This is a genomic window from Deinococcus aquiradiocola, from assembly GCF_014646915.1.
In the GTDB taxonomy this organism is placed as follows: domain Bacteria; phylum Deinococcota; class Deinococci; order Deinococcales; family Deinococcaceae; genus Deinococcus; species Deinococcus aquiradiocola.
Genome location: NZ_BMOE01000004.1, coordinates 16428 through 38813, shown reverse-complemented (window position 1 = coordinate 38813; position 22386 = coordinate 16428). Strand labels below are relative to the sequence as shown.

Annotated in this window: 15 protein-coding genes and 1 pseudogene; 8 read left to right on the top strand and 8 right to left on the bottom strand. The window is 71.2% G+C overall.

The window, feature by feature from the left end; all coding sequences use genetic code 11:
- Nucleotides 1-24: 24 nt before the first annotated feature.
- Genes IEY33_RS07395 through IEY33_RS07385 form a run of 3 tightly spaced genes read left to right on the top strand, consistent with a single transcriptional unit; the run spans nucleotide 25 to nucleotide 3940 of the window.
- Nucleotides 25-951 carry an AAA family ATPase gene (locus tag IEY33_RS07395; RefSeq protein ID WP_188961795.1) on the top strand — a complete coding sequence of 309 codons (927 nt, stop codon included), beginning with the start codon at nucleotides 25-27 and terminating at the stop codon, nucleotides 949-951.
- A complete protein-coding gene (locus IEY33_RS07390; RefSeq protein WP_188961793.1) occupies nucleotides 948-1928 on the top strand; it encodes a DUF58 domain-containing protein in 981 nt (326 codons plus the stop codon). The genes IEY33_RS07395 and IEY33_RS07390 overlap by 4 nt, the downstream gene beginning before the upstream one ends.
- Nucleotides 1925-3940: a transglutaminase TgpA family protein gene (locus IEY33_RS07385; protein ID WP_188961790.1), complete on the top strand. Its 2016-nt coding sequence runs from the start codon at nucleotides 1925-1927 to the stop codon at nucleotides 3938-3940. Before IEY33_RS07390 ends, IEY33_RS07385 begins: the two co-directional genes overlap by 4 nt.
- Nucleotides 3941-3961: 21 nt before the next feature.
- Here IEY33_RS07385 and IEY33_RS07380 read toward each other — a convergent pair whose 3' ends face one another.
- Complete coding sequence (locus IEY33_RS07380; RefSeq protein WP_188961788.1) at nucleotides 3962-5833, bottom strand: FAD-dependent oxidoreductase; 1872 nt, start codon at nucleotides 5831-5833, stop codon at nucleotides 3962-3964.
- Between the two features lie 117 nt (nucleotides 5834-5950).
- Here IEY33_RS07380 and mqnB point away from each other — a divergent pair, with 117 nt between their 5' ends.
- Together mqnB and IEY33_RS07370 are read left to right on the top strand one after the other, a co-directional pair.
- Nucleotides 5951-6619, top strand: coding sequence for a futalosine hydrolase (gene mqnB, locus IEY33_RS07375; protein WP_188961785.1), 669 nt, complete (start codon nucleotides 5951-5953; stop codon nucleotides 6617-6619).
- A complete protein-coding gene (locus IEY33_RS07370) occupies nucleotides 6616-7626 on the top strand; it encodes a PIG-L deacetylase family protein (RefSeq protein WP_229670859.1) in 1011 nt (336 codons plus the stop codon). The genes mqnB and IEY33_RS07370 overlap by 4 nt, the downstream gene beginning before the upstream one ends.
- Before the next feature lie 88 nt (nucleotides 7627-7714).
- On the opposite strand, the gene IEY33_RS07365 is transcribed toward IEY33_RS07370, so the two are convergent.
- From IEY33_RS07365 to gyrA, 3 genes and pseudogenes are all read right to left on the bottom strand, one after another.
- Nucleotides 7715-10141 (bottom strand): glutamine--tRNA ligase/YqeY domain fusion protein, encoded by a 2427-nt coding sequence (locus IEY33_RS07365; RefSeq protein ID WP_188961783.1) that lies wholly within the window; start codon nucleotides 10139-10141, stop codon nucleotides 7715-7717.
- 51 nt (nucleotides 10142-10192) lie between these two features.
- The gene (locus tag IEY33_RS07360; protein ID WP_229670858.1) at nucleotides 10193-10777 is read right to left on the bottom strand and encodes an ATP-binding protein; all 585 of its coding nucleotides are present in this window, start codon (nucleotides 10775-10777) and stop codon (nucleotides 10193-10195) included.
- A 181-nt stretch (nucleotides 10778-10958) separates the two neighbouring features.
- Nucleotides 10959-13307, bottom strand: a pseudogene (gyrA, locus tag IEY33_RS07355) (DNA gyrase subunit A); the annotation flags it as partial.
- Between the two features lie 262 nt (nucleotides 13308-13569).
- Here gyrA and IEY33_RS07350 point away from each other — a divergent pair.
- A complete protein-coding gene (locus IEY33_RS07350) occupies nucleotides 13570-14280 on the top strand; it encodes a tyrosine-protein phosphatase (protein ID WP_188961778.1) in 711 nt (236 codons plus the stop codon).
- 317 nt (nucleotides 14281-14597) lie between these two features.
- Here IEY33_RS07350 and IEY33_RS07345 read toward each other — a convergent pair whose 3' ends face one another.
- From IEY33_RS07345 to rpe, 4 genes are all read right to left on the bottom strand, one after another.
- A complete protein-coding gene (locus IEY33_RS07345) occupies nucleotides 14598-15314 on the bottom strand; it encodes a zinc ribbon domain-containing protein (protein WP_188961777.1) in 717 nt (238 codons plus the stop codon).
- A gap of 36 nt (nucleotides 15315-15350) precedes the next feature.
- On the bottom strand, nucleotides 15351-15992 hold the full coding sequence (gene nth, locus IEY33_RS07340) for an endonuclease III (RefSeq protein ID WP_188962360.1): 642 nt from the start codon (nucleotides 15990-15992) through the stop codon (nucleotides 15351-15353).
- 482 nt (nucleotides 15993-16474) lie between these two features.
- Nucleotides 16475-17221, bottom strand: coding sequence for a 2-phosphosulfolactate phosphatase (locus tag IEY33_RS07335; protein WP_188961774.1), 747 nt, complete (start codon nucleotides 17219-17221; stop codon nucleotides 16475-16477).
- Nucleotides 17218-17904 carry a ribulose-phosphate 3-epimerase gene (rpe, locus tag IEY33_RS07330; RefSeq protein ID WP_188961772.1) on the bottom strand — a complete coding sequence of 229 codons (687 nt, stop codon included), beginning with the start codon at nucleotides 17902-17904 and terminating at the stop codon, nucleotides 17218-17220. The genes IEY33_RS07335 and rpe overlap by 4 nt, the downstream gene beginning before the upstream one ends.
- Nucleotides 17905-18135: 231 nt before the next feature.
- On the opposite strand from rpe, the gene IEY33_RS07325 reads away from it, so the two are divergent.
- Nucleotides 18136-21255, top strand: coding sequence for a DEAD/DEAH box helicase (locus IEY33_RS07325; RefSeq protein WP_188962357.1), 3120 nt, complete (start codon nucleotides 18136-18138; stop codon nucleotides 21253-21255).
- Nucleotides 21256-21297: 42 nt separating this feature from the next.
- A complete protein-coding gene (locus tag IEY33_RS07320) occupies nucleotides 21298-21717 on the top strand; it encodes a hypothetical protein (protein WP_188961770.1) in 420 nt (139 codons plus the stop codon).
- Nucleotides 21718-22386 lie beyond the last annotated feature (669 nt).

Sequence of the window (22386 nt, the reverse complement as noted above, 5' to 3'; positions counted from 1 at the left end):
ACGCGCCCCGCTACGCTGCACGGCATGACCGTCACGACCGCCGCGCCCACCTTCGCCCGCGCCCTGCAGCAGCTCGACGGCGTGATCCTGGGCAAATCCACGCCCGTCCGGCTGGCGCTCACGTGCCTGCTGGCGGGCGGGCACCTGCTCATCGAGGACATGCCGGGCGTCGGCAAGACGACGCTCGCGTACGCGCTCGCCGCGACGCTCGGCCTGCACTTCGGACGGGTGCAGTTCACGAGCGACCTGCTGCCTGCCGACCTGATCGGCGTGAGCATCTTCGAGCGCGACGCGGGCACCTTCCGCTTCCATCCCGGCCCGGTCTTCACGCAGCTGCTGCTGGCCGACGAACTGAACCGCGCCACGCCCCGCACGCAGTCCGCCCTGCTCGAAGCGATGGAGGAACGTCAGGTCAGCGTGGACGGCGAGACGCGCCCCCTGCCCGCCCCGTTCTTCGTGATCGCCACGCAGAACCCCGCCGCGCACCACGGGACCTTCCCGCTGCCCGAAGCGCAGCTGGACCGCTTCCTGCTGACCGTCACGCTCGGCTACCCCGACCCGCGCGCGGAACGTGAACTGCTGCTGTCCGGCGGTCGCCGCGCCGCCGCGCAGGCCCTGCAGGCGGCCGTCACGCCCGACGAACTGGACGCCGCCCGCCGCGAGGTGAACGCCGTGCACGTCTCGGGCGCCCTGATCGACTACGTGCAGCTGCTCGTGAAAGCCACGCGCGACTCCACGCACTTCAGTGCCGGACTCAGCCCGCGCGCCGCGCTGGGCCTTGTCGCCGCGAGCCGCGCATGGGCGTGGCTGGACGGCCGCGCGAGCGTCTGGCCGGACGACGTGAAGGCCGTGTTCCCGGCGCTCGCCACGCACCGCCTGCCGAACCGCGCGAGCGGACTGCCCGACCCGGACGCGGTCGCGCGCCTGATGGCGGGCGTGCCGCTCCCATGAGCAGCCCCACGGCCAGCGGCGCCCCGGCGACCCGCCCGGCAGAGGAGGCGGGGCGGCCCCCGCCGGTGTACGTGCTGCCCACCCGTTTCGGGGGTGGCTTCGTGCTCGTGGCACTCCTCACCCTGATCGGCTGCATCAACTACCTGCTGAGCCTCGGGTACGCCCTCACGTTCCTGCTGCTGAGCGTGTGGGTGGTGTGCGCCGTGCACGCCTCCCGCGCCCTGAACGGCGTGACGCTCGACGCCGCCCTCCCGGACCGCACCTTCGCCGGACGGCCCGGCCAGCTGCACGTCACGCTGGACGCCCCACCCGCAGGGGGCGTGGTGGGCGTGCGTGCCGGACCGGACCTGCAGTGGCTGGACGGCCCAGGGCGCGCCACCCTGACGCTGCCCGCCCTGCCGCGCGGCCCGCAGCACCTGCCCACCGTGCGCTGCGAGGCGCACGATCCGCTCGGCCTGTGGCGCTCCAGCACGTACCCCGCCCGTGACCGGGGCGGCCAGCCGCTCCTGCGTGAGGTGCTCGTCCTGCCCGCCCCGGAAGTGGACGCGCCCCCGCCGCCCGCCGCGCCCGTCCAGGGCAGCGGCGTCAGCGAGCGCCGCAGCGCCGGAGAGGAGGAAGTGCACGGCCTGCGCGAGTACCGGCCCGGCGACGCGCCCCGCCGCATCGCGTGGAAGCAGGCGGCCCGCACCGGCACGCTCCTCACCCGCACGTACGACGCGCCCGCCACCGCCGCCCTCGCCCTCGGCTGGGACAGCACGAGGGAGGCCGGGGACACCGAGGCGCGCCTCTCGCGCCTGTGCGCCTGGGTGCTGCACGCCGAACGGCTCGGCGCGCCCTTCACCCTCGACCTGCCCGGCACGCGCCTCGCGCTCGACCACGGCGAAACGCAGGTCCGGCAGGCCCTCACGCTGCTCGCCCGGCACGGCCGCACCCTCCCGCCCGCCCCCAGGAGCCGCTGGCCGTGGGAGCGCCCGTGACCGTCCCGCCCACCACCGCACGCACCGCGCCCACCCGGCCCTTCCTGTCCCTGCGCGCCCGGACGCCCGCCCCCGAAGGCCCGCTCCCCACCGCGCCACTCCTCGCGACGCTCCTCACGCTGGCCCTCACCATGCTGCCGTACTGGCCGCACCAGCCGCTCTGGCTGAACGCCCTGCTGCTCGTGCTGCTCGGCGCGCGCGCCGCCCTCGCCGTGCGCGGCGGCAAGGCCCCGCCCGCCTGGACGCTGATCGTGGTGGCGCTCCTCGTGGGCCGCGCCCTCGTCGGCGTGTACACCACCCTCGCGGGCCGGGACGGCGGGACCGCCATGCTGCTGCTCCTCGTGGCGCTCAAGACCCTCGAAACGTCCCGCCGCCGCGACGCGCTGCTGCTCGTGCTGCTCGGGTACTTCACGACCGCCTGCGTGTTCTTCTTCGACCAGAACGTCAGCGTCGCCGTGTACACCCTGCTGTGCGCCGCCGCCCTCACCGCCTGCCTCACCCTCTGGGCGCGCCCCGGCGGGCCGCCCGCCACCGTCCGGCCCGGCCGCGCCCTGCGCCGCTCCGCACTCCTGCTGCTGCAGGCCGCGCCGCTCACGGTCGTGCTGTTCGTGCTGTTCCCCAGACCCGACGGCCCACTGTGGCAGATGCCCGTCACCAGCAAGAGCGGCAGCAGGACCGGCCTGGGCGACTCGGTCGAGCCGGGCACCGTCAGCTCACTCGCGCAGGACAACTCCGTCGCGTTCCGCGCGACCTTCCAGGGCCGCGTACCGCCCGTCCAGGACCGCTACTGGCGCGGCCCGGTCCTCGAAGGCTACGACGGACGCCGCTGGAGCCTGCGGCCCGCCCGCTTCGGCTTCCCGCGCGCCCAGGGCGACGGCCCCGTGTACACGTACCGCCTCACGCTCGAACCGAGCAACCAGCCGTGGGCACTCGCGCTCGACGTGCCCGCCAACGTCCCCGCCGGCCTGAACATCACCGGCAACCTGCAGCTCGTCGTGCCGGGCGGCGTGAACACCCGCCGCCAGATCGACCTGCAGGCCGTCACGCGCTTCACGTACGGGCAGGACGCCAGCCGCGAACAGCTCGACCTGAACCTCGTCGTCCCGCAGATCGGCAACCCGCGCGCCCGCACCCTCGCGCGCAGCTGGGCGAACCTGCCGCCCGCGCAGCGCGTGCAGGCCGCGTACCGCTTCTTCCAGCAGGACAGGCTGCAGTACACGCTCAGCCCGCCGCTCCTCACGAGCGCCGACCCGGTCGACGAGTTGCTGTACAGCACCCGGCAGGGCTTCTGCGAGCACTTCGCGAGCAGCTTCGCGTTCCTGATGCGCGTCAGCGGCGTGCCCGCCCGCCTCGTGACCGGCTACCTGGGCGGCACCGAGAACGCCGGCACGGGCGGCAGGCCGTACCTGATCGTGCGGCAGGCCGACGCGCACGCCTGGGTGGAAGTCTGGCTGGCCGGGCAGGGCTGGGTGCGCGTCGACCCGACCGCCGCCGTGTCGCCCGCCCGCCTGCAGGGGGGCCTCGCGGCGGCCCTGCCTGACGCGGCGGGCGGTCTGGAAAGCGGACGCGGTGTGCTGCCCGGCCTGCGCCTGCGCCTCGACGCCCTCCAGAACGCCTGGAACGAGTGGGTGATCGGGTACGACGCCACCCGCCAGCAGAGCCTCCTCACGCGGCTCGGGCTGGGCGCGGTCGGCGGCGCGCGCTACGCCGTGATGCTCGTCCTGCTGCTCGTGCTGGCCGTCCTGCCGGTCCTGTGGGTCCGGTCCCGCCGCCACGGCGACCCCCTGCTGCTCGCGTACCGCGACCTCGGCGCGCGCCTGCGTCTCCCGCACGACCCGGCCGAGACGCCCCTGGAGTACCAGCGCCGCGCCGAACGCCAGTACCCGCACCGCTCCGACGACCTGAACGACGTCACGCAGACGTACCTGAAGCTCCGCTACGGCCCCATGCCCGTCACGCCCGCCCAGCTCCGCGAGTTCCGCGCCCGCGTCCGCCGCGTCCGCCGCCCCTGAACGCCGCGCACGTGCCCCGGCTCACCTGCCCTCGCTGCAGCGCCCGGTGTTCGGCAGGCACAGGCCCGGCAGGCGCGGCGCGGAGACGCTCAGCACCCGTGCGCGCAGCTGCGCGGCCTGCGCCCGCGTGAGCGGCCCTGCCCCGCCGGGCGAACCGGGCAGCGGGAGGCGCAGCAGCGTCAGGAGCGCGTCCACGTCCGCCTCCCGGACCGGCGTGTCCGGCAGGTCCTGGTAGTACCCGCGCAGCCACCCGAGCGTCGCCTGCCGTTCCGGCACGGCCAGCTGCGTGCGTGTCAGGCCGTGCTGCAGGTCCGCGAGGAACACCGTGCCCGTCTCGCGGTCCTGCAGGTTCAGGCACCCGAAGTAGTAGTACGGGGCGGTCATCAGGCCGCGCCGGAGCAGCGCCACCGCCTGCGCGTACCCGGCCGCCGACCGGTCCCGGCACGCGAGCGCCTGCGGCGACTCCGGTGCGTGCAGCAGGTTCCCGCGCCGCGCCAGCCCACCCTGCAGCACCGCCAGCAGCGGCCCCGACGAGAGCGCCGCGTAGTCCCGGTGCGTGACGGACGCGACGGCCGACGCGAGGCCCGCCGCCTCGCCCAGCGTCATCTGCAGCGGCGCGACCCTGGCCGAGAAGGCCGCCACGCTGTCGAACGACGCCGCCTGCGACACCACCAGCAGGTTCCCGACCCGGCGCGGCAGCAGCGTCCGGTACGGCACCTCGTACGGCGCGGGGTGACCGATCAGGAAGGGCGTCTCGGCCGGACGGTACTGCTGCCCGTCGAGCGGGTACGCGCCCACCGCGACCCGGTCCGGGAAGTGCCGCCCGTAGAACACGTCGTCCGCATGCAGGCGGGACGTGCCCACCAGGTGCCGCGTCTCCCGCAGGTACAGTTCCGGTGCGGCCCCGGCGTACCGCGCGTGCCCGAAGGCCTCCGGGACGCTGGCGCGCAGGAACGCCACCACGCGCCGCGCCTCTCCCTCGGCGGAGGCGTGCGCGTCCCGCACCGAGGCGGGCGACGTGCCGTCCACGTTCAGCATCAGCAGCGCGTTCACGAGCAGCGTCCCGTCGTCCTGACGGGCACCGTTCAGGCCGCGCAGCACGAAGCGCGCCTGGTTGCTCGGCACGTAGTGGCGCGTCACGTCCGCGAGCCCCACCAGGCTGCGCCCCGTGAGCGTCTCCAGCGCGGGCAGCAGCGCCCCCGGCCCGCCCGTCCCGGGGGGCCGCGCGAGGCGCGCCTGCAGGCCCGCCCAGTCGACGCCCGCCACCCGGAACACCAGTCCGGCCGCCATCTGCGTGTCGTCCTGCCCGGTGTCGGCGCGGCCCAGCGTGAACGGCAGGCCCGCCGCCGCCGCGAGGTCCGCGCCGTCGCTGGCGTCCACGTACCGCGCGGCGCACACCACCCGCTCGTGGCCCGGCCCGCCCAGCAGCGGGCACCCCAGCCGCCCGCCCGTCACCGCCGCCGCCCGCACGGGCACGCGCGTCAGGACCCGCACGCGCGGGGAGCGCAGCAGCGCGTTGAAGTACCGCTGCGCCTCGCCCACATCGAAGGAATTGTCGTGATGCAGCGCCCGGTACAGGCCCAGCACCATCCCGCGCGACAGCGGCTGCCCGTCCGGGCCGCTGCTCATGTCGAGCGTCGTCAGCCACGCGCGCGTCAGTACCCCGCCCACCTGGTCGCCCGGCACGGCCAGCACCACCCGCTGCCCCTGCTGCGCCGCCGCGACGGCCGCCATCACGCCCTGCGGCGTCCCGCCGTACACCAGCAGGTCGTTGCCGGACGGCGCGGCCAGCCAAGCCACGCTCCACAGCAGCGACGCCAGCAGCAGCAGCGCCGTGAGCGGCGTCCACGCGGGCCGCCACGCGCGCCCTCGGTGACTCGCGGCGGCAGGCATGCCGCCCATGCTACCGGCCAGACCGCCCGCACAGGGGATCAGCGGCCCGGACGCCCCGACCGCACGCGTCCGGCAGGCCGGGGCACGCGCCCCAGCCGCGCCGGGCATACTGGCGGCATGAACGTCCTGATCGTGGTCGCCACGCCCGCCGAAGCCGCACGCCTGACGGACCTCCCCGCGAGGACCGTGGTGAGCGGCGTCGGCCCGGTCGCGGCGGCCCTCGCCACGCAGGCCGCCCTGCTGGCCGGGCCGACCCCGGACCTCGTGATCAGCGCCGGGATCGGCGGCGCATTCCCCGGCACGGGCCTCGCGGTGGGCGGCGTGGCCGTCGCGAACGAGATGCTGTACGGCGACCTGGGCGCCTGGGACGACCGCGCGTTCCTGCCGCTCTCCGACCTGGGCCTCAGCGTCCTGCCCGCCCTGGAAGCACCCGGCACGCCGGTGCAGGCGGGACGCTTCGCCGCCTGGGAGGGCGCACCCGCCTTCGCCGCGCGGCTCGGCGTGCCGTGCGGACCGTTCGTCACCATGAGCGGCGTGACCGGCAGCGAGGCGCAGGCGAGCGAGCTGCAGGGCCGCGTGCAGGGCGCGCTGATGGAAGGCATGGAGGGCGCGGGCGTCGCGCATGCCGCCCACCTGAGCGGCGTGCCCTGCACCGAGGTGCGCGGCGTGTCCAACATGGTCGGCCCGCGCGACCGCGCCGCGTGGCAGATCGGTCCGGCCCTGCACGTCCTGCACGCGGCCCTGCGTGCCCTCCTGCAGCCCGCCCCTCTGGAGACGGGCGTTTGAAGGGCTTCGCCCGGCGTCCCGCCGCACGCTCCCGGCGGCGCTGGCTGGCCCCGCTGCTCCTCGTGGCCGCCATCCTCGCTCTGTGGATCAACGTGACGCCCTTCACGCGCATCACGCAGCCGAACGCGGCCGCCCGCGTCGCCCGCCTCCCCGCCACCACCCCCCTCTACGAAGGGCAGAAGATCCTGATCCTCTCCCCGCACCCGGACGACGAGACCCTCTGCTGCGGCGGCCTGATCCAGAAGGCCCACGCCGCGCACGCCGAAGTGTACGTGGCCTTCATGACGAGCGGCGACGGCTTCGAGTTCGACGCGGCCCTGGAAGGAAGGCAGCTGCGCCCCACCGCCCGCGCCTTCCAGCGCCTCGCGCTGCGCCGCATGGACGAAGCGCGCGCCGCGACCGCGTCCCTCGGCGTGCCCGCCACGCACCTCAGCTTCCTCGGGTACCCCGACGGCAGCCTGCTGCACCTCTTCCTCGAAAACTACGCCTCCCCCTACCGTTCTCCCACCACCGGCCTGAGCGCCGTCACGTACCCCGGCACGCAGAGCCCCGGCAGCGCCTACACCGGCCAGAACCTCGAACGCGACCTCGGCACCCTGCTCGACCGCGTCCACCCCGACCTCGTCCTCGTGCCCGCCCCGCAGGACGCCCACCCCGACCACCGCACCACCGGCTTCATGGCCCTGCGCCTCATGGCCGCGCGCGGCCAGACCTCCCGGCTGCGCTACTGGGTGGTGCACGGCGGCCTGGAATGGCCCCTCCCGAAAGGCCTGCACCGCACCGAACCGCTCACCCTGCCCAGCCGCGCCCCGAACCTCGCCTGGACGCGCCAGGACCTCACGCCGGACGAGGTGCTCGCCAAGGGCCGCGCCGTGAACCTGTACCGCACGCAGACCGCCCTGCTCGGCCGCTTCATGGAGGCCTTCGAGCGCCGCAACGAACTGTTCAGCACCACCCCCCTCCCCAGAGGACCGCTGACCGACACCACCCTCCCCCCACCCCGCTGACCCCGCGAACCGGTCCTGCGTCCGTCACGCCAACGGGGGAGGGGCGGCCCGCACGTCCACCGTGCCGGGCCGCCCCCCTCTGGTCGGGTTATTCGGCGCTGTCGAGGAGCGCCGTGAGCAGCTGCGCGACCCGCTGCGGGTCCGCCTGACCGCCGCTGGCACGCATGACCTGCCCCGTGAAGAAGCCGCTCAGGCCCTTCTTGCCCGCACGGTACTCGCTGACCTTGCCGGGGTTGGCGGTCATCACGTCCCGGATGAGGCCCTCGAGTGCCGCCGTGTCCGTCACGACCTTCAAGCCGCGCCGTTCGATGAGCTGCACGGGCGTCTCCTGCCCGCCCGCCGCGGCCTCCGCGAGCGCCTCGCGCGCGATCCGGGTGCTGATGCTGCCGCCCGCCAGCAGTTCCGCCAGTTCCGTCAGGGCGGGCAGCGGGAGCGCGTTGCGGTCCTCGCGGATCAGGCCGCCCAGGTCGTTCACGGCCCAGCCCGCCACCGTCGCCGCGTGCGGTCCCTCCAGGCCCGTCAGGTACGCGCTCAGGCGGGCGTCCTGCACGATGACCGTCCCCTCGTTCGTGCCGACGCCCAGTGCCGCGAGCCGCGCGAGCTGCGCGTCCTGCTCCGGCGTGAACGTCACCTCGCTGACCGCCGCCGGGCGCGCGGCGTCCGCGCCTGCCGTGCGGGCGGGACGTTCCGCTTTCGGGACGCGCGGCTGCGCCTTCTCGCGGCCCCGGTCCGCCCACGCGTCGCGCAGCGTGATGATCCGCCCGAACACCAGCGCGCCTTCCCGGCTGTCCACCGGGTCCTGCCAGAAGTACCCCTGCCGTTCGAACTGGTACCGGGTGTCCTTCGGGTCGGCCGCCACGCTCCGCTCCACGAAGCCGTGCGTGACGCGCAGGCTGTCCGGGTTCAGGAACCGCAGGAAGTCCGTGCTGACGGGCGTGCCGGTGTCCTCATGCCCGGGCTCTTCCGGGTCGAAGTCCGGCACGTTGTCCTGCCCCTCGGGGTTCGCGACGCTGAACAGCCGGTCGTACAGCCGGAATTCCGCCGGGACGGCCGTGCCCGCGTCCACCCAGTGGATCACGCCGCTCGCCTTCGCCGTTTCCGGCTGCAGCGTGGCGTACACGGCGACCACCTGCCCGTCGGCGTCCACGTCGTACCGTGTGGCCTCCACGATGCCCGCCCCGCGCAGGCGCACGCGGCCGCCCGGCGTGAGGCGCTTGAAGCCCTTCGGGGGCGTCACCTCGAAATCGCTGCGCTCGATGTACAGTTCACGCCCGAGCGGCACGGCCCGCACCGCCGCGTCCGGCGCGACGCGCGCCCCGCCAGGCAACGCCACCAGGCCGTCCGGGGAGGCGTCCACCACGTCGTGCGGCCAGTACGGCACCTGCAGGTCACGCGCGCCCTCCAGGTCCTCCAGGACCAGCCGCAGCGGTTCCAGCACCGCCATCACGCGCGGCGCGCGGTGGTTCAGGTCGTTGCGGACCGCGTTCTCGTACACGGCGATGTCCACCGTGCGGTTGGTGCGGTTCACGCCGATGCCCGCCGCGAAGGTCCGCACCGCTTCCGGCGTCACGCCCAGACGGCGCTGCGCGCGCAGGGTCGGCATGCGCGGATCGTCCCAGCCCGCCACGTGCCCCTCCTGCACCAGCCGCCGCAGCTTGCGTTTGCTGACGACCGTGTACTCCAGGTTCCGGCGGCCGAACTCGTACTGGTGCGGGCGCGGGTCGAACTTCAGCGCCTCCATCAGCCAGTCGTAGATGGCGCGGTTGTCCACGAACTCCAGGCTGCACATGCTGTGCGTCACGCCCTCCAGCGCGTCCTGCAGTGGGTGCTGGAAGTCGTACATCGGGTAGATGCACCACGCGTCGCCCGTCCGGTAGTGCGTGCCGCGCAGGATGCGGTACAGCACCGGGTCGCGCAGCTTCATGTTCGGGCTGCTCAGGTCGATGCGGGCCCGCAGGACGTGCGCGCCGTCCGGGAACTCCCCGGCCCGCATGCGCCGGAACAGGTCGAGGTTCTCGTCCGGCGTGCGGTCCCGGTACCTGCTCGGTGTGCCGACCTCGGTGGCACTGCCGCGCAGGCGGGCCATCTCGTCGCCCGTCACGCTGTCCACGTACGCGTCCCCCTGCCGGATGAGCTGCTCGGCGTACAGGTAGTACCGCTCGAAGTGATCCGACGCGAAGTACAGGTGCTCGCCCCAGTCCCAGCCCAGCCAGTGCAGGTCGTCCTGGATGGCCTGCGCGAACTCCATGCTCTCGCCTTCGGGGTTCGTGTCGTCCAGGCGCAGGTGGTAGCGTCCGCCCAGGTCGAGCGCCGTCTGGAAGTCCAGGAACGACGCGAACACGTGCCCCAGGTGCAGGTACCCGTTCGGTTCGGGCGGGAAGCGCGTCACGATCTGCGCGTACCGGCCGCTGTTCAGGTCACGTTCGGCGATCTCGGTGATGAAGTTCGGGGCCAGCAGTCGATCGGCCGCGTTCACGGCCGGAATGGAGTCGGAGTGGGGCACTTCGGGGGTCATTGCCGCCCACTCTAGCGCCAAGCACGCCGCGCGGGCAGCCCCGCACTCCATTCACGGGTGGCCGCCCGGTCCGGCCGCCCGGACGAGCCGCGCGAGGCCCGCCGCCTCCACCCGGTCCGCGACCTCCTCCTCGCCGCACGTCGTCACGACCTCCAGCGTCGCGGCGCGCCGCAGCAGCGGCTGCACGTCACGCAGGTCCGCCCGGATCCGCGCCCGGTCCTCCTCGCTCTTCCCGAAGGGATTCCCGGACCGTTCCGCGACGCGGGCCAGCATCACGTCCTCCGGGGCGCTCAGCAGCACCACCGCCGCGAATGCGTCCCGCAGGCGACCCTGGTTGGAGCGGCACCCGCCCACGAACAGCAGGCCGTCCGTGTGGCCGTCCAGCAGGGCGCGCACGCGGTCCTCGCGCCACACCTCCTCACGTTCCCCGCCGGGGTGCGTCACCCACGTGCACCAGCCGTCGTCGTCGGTATCCACCACCCGGTGACCGCGCCGCGCGAGGAGGCGCAGGACCGTGGACTTCCCGGTGCCGGACATGCCGGTCACGAGCACGCTCACCCCCGCCACGCGCGGCCCGCCCGGCGTGCCCGGTGCTTCGTCCTGCGCTGCGTGAGCCGACCGGTCCGTTCCGGACATCCCTCACCTCCGCCTGTCGTGCCCATCGTACCCCGGCACAAGGGAAACGCCGGCCCCCACTGGGGACCGGCGCGGCGTTCCGGGCGGGTGGCCCGGACGGTTACAGTTCGTCTTCCTTGCGGACGGGGAACGCGGAGATCACGCGGTCCTTCTCCTGAATGTTGATGACCTTGACGCCCTGCGCGTTGCGGCCCGTCACGCGGATGTCGTCCACGCGCGTGCGGATCACGGTGCCCTTCTCGGTCAGCACCATGAGTTCCTCGTTGCCGCCCACGCGGGTGAGCGTCACGAGCGGCCCGGTCTTGTCGGTCACGTCGAGCGTGATGACGCCCAGACCGCCGCGCCCCTTGCTGGGGTAGTCGCCGACGGGCGTGCGCTTGCCGAGGCCGCACTCGCTGATGGCGAGCAGTTCGCTGCCCTCGTCGCCGCCCGGCACGAGCGCCATGCTGACCACCTGGTCGTTCTCACGCAGGCGGATGCCGATCACGCCCTGCGTGGCGCGGCCCGTGTCGCGCACCTCGGCGTTGTCGAAGCGCATCGCCTGACCGTCCTGCGTGGCGAGCACCACGTGGTCCCCGTCGCACACGATGCCCACCCCGATCAGCTCGTCGCCTTCCTGCAGGTTGATGGCGATCAGGCCCGCGGACGTGATGTTGCCGTAGTCGGTGATGAGGGTCTTCTTGATGATGCCGCGCCGCGTGGCGAACACGAAGTACCCCTGCTCCTCGAAGCTCTTGATGCTGAGCACCGACGCGATGTTCTCCTTCTCGCGCAGGCCCGGCAGCAGGTTCTTGATGTGCGTGCCTTTGGCGTCGCGGCCCGCTTCGGGCAGGTCGTAGATCTTCTCGTGGAACACGCGGCCCTGGTCCGTGAAGAACAGCAGGAAGTCGTGCGTGCTGCCGACGAACACGCGGGTGTTCACGTCCTCGTCGCGCAGCTTGCCGCCCGACGAGCCGCGCCCGCCGCGCTTCTGCTCGCGGTACGCGTCGAGGTTGCTGCGCTTCAGGTACCCGGCGCGCGTCATGGTGATGACCATGTCCTCCACCGCGATCAGGTCTTCCTTGCCGATGTCCTCTTCGAGCATGGTGATGGTGCTGCGCCGGTCGTCGCCGTACCGGTCGCGCACGTCGCGGATCTCGCGGCGGATCTCGCGCCACAGCAGTTTCTCGTCCCCGAGGATCGCCTTGAGGCGCTCGATGAGGGCCATGACTTCGGCGTGCTCGTTGCGGAGCTTCTCGACTTCCAGGCCGGTGAGGCGCTGCAGGCGCATGTCGAGGATCGCCTGCGACTGGATCTCGCTCAGCCCGAAACGCACCTGCAGTGATTCGCGCGCCTCGGCGCCCGTCTGTGCCGCGCGGATGAGACGGATGACCTCGTCTACGTGGTCGAGCGCGATGATGAGGCCCTCGAGGATGTGGGCGCGTTCGGTGGCTTTCTTCAGCTCGTACTTCGTGCGGCGCGTGACCACGTCGCGGCGGTGGTCGAGGAAGTACTGCATGGTGTCTTTGAGCGGCAGCACGCGCGGTTCGCCCTTGACGATGCTGAGGTTGATGACCGTGAAGGTCGTCTGCAGCTGCGTGTACTTGTACAGCTGGTTCAGCACGAGGGTCGGGATGGCGCCGCGCTTGAGTTCCACCACGATCCGGACGGGGTCCTTGCGGTCGGACTCGTCACGCAGGGCGCTGATGTCGGGAATCTTCCCGGCCTTGTACATGGCGCTGATCGTCTGGATGAGGTTGGTCTTGTTGACCTGGTACGGGATCTCGGAAATGATGATGACGTTCCGGCCGTTCTTCTCCTCGATGCGGGCCTTGCCGCGCACCTTGAGGCTGGCGTGGCCGGTCGCGTACGCGTCGCGGATGCCGGTGCGCGAGATGCGCCCGCCGGTCGGGAAGTCCGGGCCCTGCACGTGCACCATCAGGTCGTCGAGCGTCAGGTCCGGGTTCTCGATCATGGCGAGCAGGCCGTTGCAGATCTCGGTGAGGTTGTGCGGCGGGATGTTGGTCGCCATGCCGACGGCGATGCCGACCGCGCCGTTGATGAGCAGGTTCGGCACGGCGGACGGCATGACGGTCGGTTCGGTGGTCGTCTCGTCGTAGTTGGGTTTGAGGTCGACCGTTTCCTTTTCGAGGTCCGCGACGAGTTCCTCGGCGAGTTTCGTCATGCGGGCTTCGGTGTAGCGCATGGCGGCGGGCGGGTCGCCGTCGATGCTGCCGAAGTTCCCCTGCGGGTCGACCATGCTGTAGCGGATATTCCACCACTGCCCGAGGCGCACCATCGCGTCGTAGATGGAGGAGTCGCCGTGCGGGTGGTACTTCTTCATGACCTCGCCGACCACCGAGGCGCTCTTGGCGTGCTTGGTGTTGCTGGCGAGGCCTTCCTGCAGCATGGCGTACATGATGCGGCGCTGCACGGGCTTCAGGCCGTCGCGGACGTCGGGCAGCGCCCGGTCCACGATGACGTTCATGGCGTAGTTGATGAAATTGGTCTTGACTTCCGAGGTGATGTCTACAGGCAGAATTCCGGTCACGATGACTCCAGTGCAGTCCGGCGGCAGGCCCGGTTGGGGCCGCTGTGGGGTGCGGTCCAGCTAAAACACAACTCATGTGGCCAACCGGGAAGCCCGGCGGGCAATGCCTGAGTATAGCATATTCTGTCAGGGGCGTAATAGACCGGACCGCTTCGGCCATCCGGCAGCCAGCCCCCTCACGCTTCCCATTTTAGCGCGCCCCACGCCGAAAAACTGGCACCGTCCAGCGTGACACGCCCGCCCACACCCGCCACACTGGGCCATGCCCGACCCCACCTCCTGGCCTATCACCTGGCAGGGCGCACTTAACGCCCGCCACGCCCTGCCCAGCCTGATCCGCAGCGCCGACCTGTCCTTCCTGACCGCTCATGGCCGGGCCGAGCTGCTCGCCGCAGGCATCTCGCGGATCATCGACCTGCGAACCCGCGCCGAGAGACACACCGACCCCGCCCCGTTCGCGGGACGGCCGGAATACCTGAACCTGCCCCTCCTGCCGTTCCGCGACCGCGCCCTGAACCAGGCCAGCGCCGACGCCCGCAGCAACGCCGACCACTACCGCGCCCACCTTGACCGTGCAGGCAACCAGCTGGCAGCCATCTTCGGCGCCATGCACGACGCACCCCCCGGACCGCTGCTCATTCACTGCCACGCGGGCAAGGACCGCACCGGACTGGTGGCCGCCATGGCCCACGACCTGTGCGGACAGCCCCGCGAGCAGATCGCCGCCGACTACGCCGAGACCGACCGCCACCTGGAAGCGTTCTTTACGGCCCAACTGCAACGCCAGCCGACCCCCGAAAAGAGGGCCGAACTGGCGAAGTTCCTGATCAGCCGCCCCGAAGACATCCTGGCCGCGCTGGACCACCTGAACGCCCGGTGGGGTGGCCTCCCTGCTTACCTGGAAGCGTTCGGCATGAGCAGAGCCGAGCAGCACCATCTCGCTGCCCGGCTCATGACGTCTGATCCCAAATAGAGCTGAACTCCTGGAGTTCAGCTGAGCGGAACGCGAAGCCGCCGTCCGGCCGCGAGCACCAATCACGTACGGTTTGGAGGAGATGGAAGCGGGCAAGCGTACTCTTCTGCGGAGCTGTGCCAGTCATGGGCGCGGCTCTGCCCAAGAAGGGATGACGGCGCTGTTTCCGTCGTCCTGAACTCGGATCAAAACCGTATGGACCCAGGGCGGCGTGCCTCACACGGGTGCCGTAAGTCCATCCTCAGGACGGCCGCACGTCATTGTTCTGACGCCCCGTTCCGCGCGGAACGGACGTCTGCCCACTCCCGGAATCCGTGTCAGTTCAGTTTGATCAGGAACCGGCCGCAGCTCGGGCACTTCACGGCCGGGAGTTTGCCCAGCGCGGCCCGCTGCTGCACGTTCGTGGGGAGCTGCACGTTGCAGCCCTTGCAGCGCCCGCCCTCGAACGGCACGATGCCCAGACCCTTCTTGGAGCGGCGGATCAGTTCGTACTCCTTCACGAGTCGCCCCTCGATCTCCGACACCATCGCCGCGCGGCGCTCGCGGCGCTCCTGGCCCGTCTCGCGGAGCGCCTGCACGCGCGCCTCGTCGGCGTCCTCCAGCGCGGCCAGCTGGGGGCGCAGCGTGCGGTGCTCGGCCCGCAGTTCGGTGGACCGCGCGCTGAGCGCCGTCTGACGCTCGTATAGCGGCGCGAGGCTCTCCTCGTAGTCCGCGACGCGCTCCCCGAGCTGCTGGATCACGTTCTCGTACTGGGACTGCATCTTGGCGTTCGTGGCGTTCTTGTCCTGCTCGGCCTTGTTCCGCCCGATCTGCTCCTGCGTGGTGGCCAGATCCAGTTCCAGCCGCCGCGCCTGCTTCTCCACGCCCTCCAGCGCGATCTCTGCATCCTCAAGGTCGTTGTTGATGCGCTCCTGCTGCGCCCGCGCGTCTTTCAGCTCCACCGAGATGTCGGCTTCCTGAGTGGTCAGGAGGTCGAGTTCCAGGTCGAGCTGCTGCACCTGATACAGGCGTTCCAGCTGTCCGCTCTCATTCATCGTCCCCACTCTAACCCGGAATGACACGCGCCCGCTTCAGGCGCTGTTCACCACTTCCAGTTTCGGGCACAGGTGCGACAGCGTGCAGGCGCTGCACAGCGGCCTCCGGGCGTTGCACACGCGCCGCCCGTGCAGGATCAGGGCGTGGTGCAGGAACACCCAGCGTTCGCGCGGGAAGAGCGCCTGCAGGTCCACTTCCACCCGGTCGGGGTTGGTGTGGGCGCTCAGGCCCATTCGCCGCGCGAGCCGCCCGACGTGCGTGTCCACCGCGATGGCCGGGTAGCCGTACGCGTTGCTCAGCACGACGTTCGCTGTCTTGCGTCCCGCGCCGGGCAGCGCCACCACCGCGCCGAAATCGTTCGGGACTTCGCCCGCGTGCCGCTCAATCAGCAGTCCGGCGAGCGCCACGAGGTTCCGGGCCTTGCCGCGGTACAGTCCGATGGTGCGGATGTACCCTTCCACGTCCTCCGGGGTGGCGCGGCTCAGGGCGAGCGCGTCCGGGTACGCGCGGAACAGGGCGGGCGTCGCGGCGTTCACGCTCACGTCCGTCGCCTGCGCGCTCAATACCGTCGCGACGAGCAGTTCGAAGGGCGTGCTGAACTCCAGTTCGGTGCGCGCGTCCGGGTACGCGTCCTCCAGCGCCGCGAGAATGTCGGCCGCGCGGCGACGCAGCTTCAGCGGGGGCCGCGCAGGAGCGGCCTTGCCCGCCTGACTCCTGGCGGGTGCGGCGGCCTTCGCTGCGGCTGGTCGCGCGGTGGCGGCTTCTGGTGCGGTTGCCCCGGCGGGGGCCGGGCGGGCGGGCGTTCGGCGCTGGGTGGGCACGGCTGCAGCCTAGAGCATCCGGGCGGCCTCCCCGTGTGAGCGGAGGTGGGCCGGTGGGTGTGACTGGGGAGGCCGGACGCTCACGTCCCTTCATGTGCGTGTCAGATACCTGTAGGGTTTTCGTCGTACAATGTGGTTCGAGAGGCGGCCCCCCCCGCCCTCACCTTCCCTCCAGAGTGCGTGGCTCCCCCCGCCGCGCACTCGCTTTTTGTTTCGCACCCAGGCCGGACAGGGACAGAGCAACTGGAAGGTGAGGCCCCCGTCAGCCGGGCCGCAGGCAACGAACAGCGCCCCGCCGTGCCCGATGATGGGTGGGGCGGGGCGCCTGAGTCGTGGGGTCAGCTGCCCGTGAAGCGCAGCGCGCCCGGCACGTCCACCGAACGGTCCAGCGTCGGCACCACCGTACTCTCCGAGATGCGGGCCGCCCAGCGCACGTCCGCGCCCAGCCCCAGGCGCTCCAGGTGCACGCCGTGCCCGCTGCTCGACAGGGCCTCCAGCGGGTTCCCGAGGTTGCGGCGGATGGTGAGCGCGATGCGTGCCCCGTCGTCCACCGTGAACTCACCCATCGCGAGCAGGTACTCGGCCAGCACGCCCGCCGCGTACACGTCCTCCAGGCTCACGCGCTCGTCCGTGCCGGAGCACACGATGGCGATCTCCTCGACCGCCATCGCCCGCGCGCGCCTCGCGGCCGCGTGTGCGTTCACCAGTGAGGCGAGCAGCACGTGCTTGCCGCTCTGCGCCGCGACGTGTGCCGCGCCTGTCCCGTTGGTGGTGTTCATGACGACCTCGCGGCCCGTGAAGTTCTGCCCGGACGCCTCCACCGGACTGTTCCCGAAGTCGAAGCCCGGCATGGGCAGGCCGCCGCGCTCGCCGCCCAGCAGGTAGCGTTCGTTGCGCGTCATCTCGCCGTCCGGGCCGGTCACGTCCCGCAGGGCCAGCGCGGCCTCCGGGCTGCTGGTGAGCAGCAGGGCCGCCGCGCCGCGCTCCAGGTACGCGACGGCGGTCGTGGTGGCGCGCAGGATGTCCACCACCAGCACCGTGTCGAGGTACCCGCCGTGCGGCAGCAGGTCCACCCGTAACTTCACCGCGTGCCGCCCGCGAGCGCCGCGCGCAGGCGCTCCAGGCCCGCCTCGGCGCCGTCCGCGCCGTACACGCTCGACCCGGCCACGAGGACACTCGCGCCCGCGTCCGCGAGCGCGCGGGCGTTGCTGGCCGTCACGCCGCCGTCCACCTGCAGTTCGGCCCTGCTGCCCAGCTCGTCCAGCAGGGCGCGCAGGGCCTGCACGCGCCCGTACGTCTGCGGCAGGAACGACTGCCCGCCGAAGCCGGGGTTGACGCTCATCACGAGCACGAGGTCCACGCTGTCCAGCACGGGACGCACCGCTTCGAGCGGCGTGCCGGGGTTCAGGACGACGCCCGCCCGTTTTCCGAGTTCGCGGATGGTCTGTACGCAGCGGTGCACGTGCGCGGTGGATTCCACGTGCACGGTGATGCTGTCGGCGCCCGCGTCCGCGAAGGCCTGCAGGTAGCGTTCCGGCGACTGGATCATCAGGTGCACGTCGAGGACCTGCGCCGAGCCGAGCGCGTCGCGGGTGCGGCGGGCGGCCTCCAGAACGGGGAACCCGAAGCTGATGTTCGGCACGAACAGACCGTCCATCACGTCGACGTGCAGGTACTCCGCCGTGCGGACCGCTTCGATCTCGCGGCCCAGCCGGGTGAAGTCGGAGGCGAGGATGCTGGGGGCCAGTTTGGTTGGAGTGGGCGGCACAATGCGTTCATTCTAACATTCTTCATGTTGTGCGCCAGTGAAGGGCGTGTGGAGTTTTTCACTCATGGCGAAGTGTGGCGCGGCAGGGTGCCTGCGCCGCCCACCGTGCACCCCGCCCGGCTGCCTCAAGAAAACCGTCACGGTCCGCGCAATGACCGGCCCGGCCCACCCTGTACAATCCGGGCTGTGACCGCCCTGAAACCCTCATCCGTACCCACGCTGGCCCGGCTCATGCCACAGGCGCCCCAGGGCACCCTGACACTGCTGCCGCAGGTGGCCCGGATGGCGCTCTTCGCCGCGTACCAGGGCCCCTGCATCCTCCTGACCACGCCCGACCGGCTGGACACGTACGCCACCACCGCCGCCCTCGGCGCGCCCGTCACCGTCAATCCCGGCCTGCACGACTGGGGAAACCGGCAGGAGCACGTCATCCTCGACGTGAACACCGCCCTCGACCTGTTCCCCGCCACCCCGGAAGACCACGCCCTCACCCTGCGCGTCGGCGGCAGCCACGAGCGCGCCGCCCTCGAAGAACGCCTCGAAACGCTCGGGTACGACCCCCTGCAGGACGGCGAGGACGGCCCCGGCTACCGCCTGCGCGGCGACACCCTCGACCTGCACGCCCAGAACGGCGACCACCTGCGCGCCGAGTTCTTCGGTGACGAACTCGACACCCTGCGCAGCCTCGTGCCCGGCGAACCGAGCCGCAAACTGACCAACTACACCCTCGCGCCCGCCGACGGATACCTCAGCGCCACCCGCTGGGACGCCACGCGCCTGCAACTCCTGCCGGGCCGCGTGTTCCTCGACGCGCCCGAATTCTACGCGTCCAGCCTCGGCGTCCTCACCGACACCCTCTGGACGCAGCTGCGCGCCCGCCTCGCCGGTGGGGGAGACGTCACCAGCTTCGGCCGCTCCCCCCTCGACCTGCCGGACGCCAGCACCGACCTCAAGACGCTCGGCTTCTACCGCGCCCGCCTCTCGGACCTGGAGCGCGACATCCGCGAATGGCAGGACGCCGACTACCGCGTGCTATTGCTCGTGCGGCACGAACGCACCGCCACGTACCTCGCGCAGAAACTCCTCGGGGAGGACGCCAGCGTCCCGTGGCTCACCGTCCCGCAACTCCCGCAGGGCCAGCTCGGCTTCCTGCGCGCGGGCGGCGAGGGCGGCTTCGCGCTCGAACAGGAACGCGTCGTCGTCATCACCGAGGACCTCGTCTACGGCTTCCAGGGCGGCAGCGCCCTGCGCGGCAAGAAACTCACCGGGCGGCCCGTCACGGACGCGCTCGGCCTCGCCGTCGGCGACTACCTCATCCACCCGGAACACGGCGTCGGCGAGTTCGAAGGCCTCGAAACCCGCACCGTGCTCGGCGTGTCCCGCGACTACCTCAACATCCTGTACCGCGGCGGCGCGCGCCTGTACCTCCCCATCGAACAGCTGCCCGTCCTGCGCCGCCACCCCGGCACCACCGACGACCCCCCCGCCCTCAGCAGCCTCGACAAGAAAGACTGGGCGCGCGCCAAGGAACGCGCCCGCAAGAACGCCGAAGAGGTCGCCGGACGCCTCCTCGTGCAGTACGCCGCGCGGCAGGTCACGCCCGGCAACGCCTTCCCGCCCGTGCAGGACTGGGACGAACAGGTCGAGAAGAACTTCGCCTTCGACCTCACCGCCGACCAGAAACGCGCCCTCAAGGACACCTTCAGGGACCTCGAGAACCCGCACCCCATGGACCGCCTCGTGTCCGGCGACGTCGGCTTCGGCAAGACCGAAGTCGCCCTGCGCGCCGCGCACCGCGTCGTCGGGCACGGCAGACAGGTCGCCGTGCTCGTCCCCACCACCCTGCTCGCCGAACAGCACGCCACCACCTTCATGGAACGCTTCAAGGACCTCCCCGTCCGCGTCGAAGGCCTCTCCCGCTTCACGAGCGACCGGCAGGCCCGCACCATCCTCGCGGACCTCGCCGCAGGCAAGGTCGACATCATCATCGGCACGCACCGGCTCCTCAGCGACGACATCCGCTTCGGGAACCTCGGCCTGATGATCGTCGACGAGGAACACCGCTTCGGCGTCGGCCAGAAAGAAAAACTCCGCGCGCTCAGCGGCCTCCCCGCCCTCAAGGACGGCAAGATGGACGTCCCCGAGGCCGTGCGCGCCGTGGACGTCCTCAGCCTGTCCGCCACGCCCATCCCCCGCACCCTCTACATGAGCATGGTCGGCCTGCGCGACATGAGCAGCATCCAGACGCCCCCCAGGGGCCGCCGCCCCATCCAGACGATCCTCGCGCCCTTCGATCCCCTCACCGTCCGCAGCGCCATCCTCTCCGAGATCGAACGCGGCGGCAAGGTCTTCTACATCCACGACCGCATCGCCAGCATCGGCGCGCGCAGCCTGTACCTGCGCAACCTCGTGCCCGAAGCGCGCATCGGCGTCGCGCACGGCCGCATGAACGAGGACGAACTCGAAGAGATAATGCTCGGCTTCGAGGAAGGCGCCTTCGACGTCCTCATCAGCACCACCATCGTCGAAACGGGCCTCGACATCCCCGAAGCGAACACCATCCTCATCGAACGCGCCGACCGCCTCGGCCTCGCCCAGCTGTACCAGCTGCGCGGACGCGTCGGCCGCCGCAGCCGCGACGCCTACGCCTACCTCTTCTACCCGCCCCGCATGACCGAGAACGCCGCCCGCCGCCTCTGGGCCATCGCGGACCTGCAGGACCTCGGCAGCGGCCACCTCCTCGCCGAGAAAGACATGGAAATCCGCGGCGTCGGCAACATCCTCGGCGAGGAACAACACGGCCACGTGCAGGCCGTCAGCATCGAGGTGTACACCGAACTGCTCGCCGAAGCCGTCGCGAAACTCAAAGGCGAGACGCTCGGCACGCCCCCCACCGTCAGCATCGACCTGCCCGTCAACGCCCGCCTCACCCCCGAATACTTCGCCACCGAACACGGCAACCACCTCGCAGGCAAGACCGGCGAAGAAGAACGCATCGCCACGTACGGCCGCCTCTCCGAAGCGCGCACCCTGCAGGCCATCAGCCGCGTCGAACGCGACCTCCGCAAGAAATTCGGCCCGCCCACCCCCGACGTGCAGAACTTCATCGACCTCGCCAAACTCCGCCTCAGTGCCCTCGCCCGCCGCGCCATCAGCGTCGGCGAGACCATGACGGACCTCCAGATCACCTTCAGCTACAAGGGCCTCGACTACGACGCCGCCGCCCTCCGCCGCTTCCCGCAGAAGACCGAGGTCACGCCGTTCCCGCCCAGCGTCAAGGTCAGCAAACGCGGCCTGAAGCCCGACGAGTACGTCCGTACCCTCATCGACGTCCTCGGGTACTTCGCGTGACGCCCCCCGCCATACCACGCCCGGCGTGGTACTAATCAACCCGTGTCCAGCGACTTCGACGCCCTGCAACGCGCCCTGAAAACCACCCTGAGCGCCCGGCAGGCCGAAGCGCGCGCCTGCGAAGCACTCCTCAACGCCCTGTACCACGCGTTCCGCAACGCCAACGGCCCGGGCCTCCCCGTCAACAACGTCTCCCTCGAACACACCGAAGACCCCGACAACCGCCTCCGCCCCCCACCCCTCGGCGGCTGGCACGCCGCGTGGTACCGCCTCGGCCTCCTCGAACTGTACATCCGCGTCCGCCGAGGCGACGGCACCTTCACAGGCCAGTACGGCCCGCACGGCACCTTCACCCTCCACGACATCGCCGAAGACGCCCTCACCGCCCTCGCCCGCCACATCCTGCGCGACCTCACCGCCGAACAGGAAGGCAAACCCCTCACCCGCACCGACATCAACTGATACGGTTTTGAGCTGAACTTGTAGAGTTCAGCCGAGCGAAGCGAGTGCAGATAAATACGGTTTGGAGGAGATGGAAGGGATGTCGGTGCTGCTTCCGGCATCCCTGGAATCGGATCAAAACCGTATGACCCGGCAGACACGAACGGCCCGGCATACGAATAGGATGGAGAGAAATCCTCTGGCCCCACCCGGTCGGTACCGGGCGATGAGAAAGGGGATGCGCGTGGCATCCCCCTACGGACTGGTACGACCTGGAAGGCTTATGCCTTCTGTAGGACGTCAATCTAGTTTGCCAGCTGCCCCTGATGAACACGGCGTCGAGAGAGCACTGGCAAAGATGCATAACGGCCGAGAAAATCAAGATAGTTTGCCACTTACAGCGTAGTGCATAACTTGCCTTCAGCTTATGCAATCGCGCCTCTCGCGTCCCATTCTGGAGACTCCGCTGAACGGCTCGCTTGGCTGACGACCAACCTGAACCTTATCCTGCCCCGTGAGGCGTGCCCGATTGACAGGTCTACAGCGGCGGCGGAGCCGAAAGGACCGCTGGACGAGGCGGAATGGCAGGGGCAACGAGCTGAACTGAGGCATAGACTGCAGCCAGCGGAGTTGTAGCCTCCACATCGCCACCCTGCACCAGCTTAAAACCAGAGCACCGGGCCGGATACT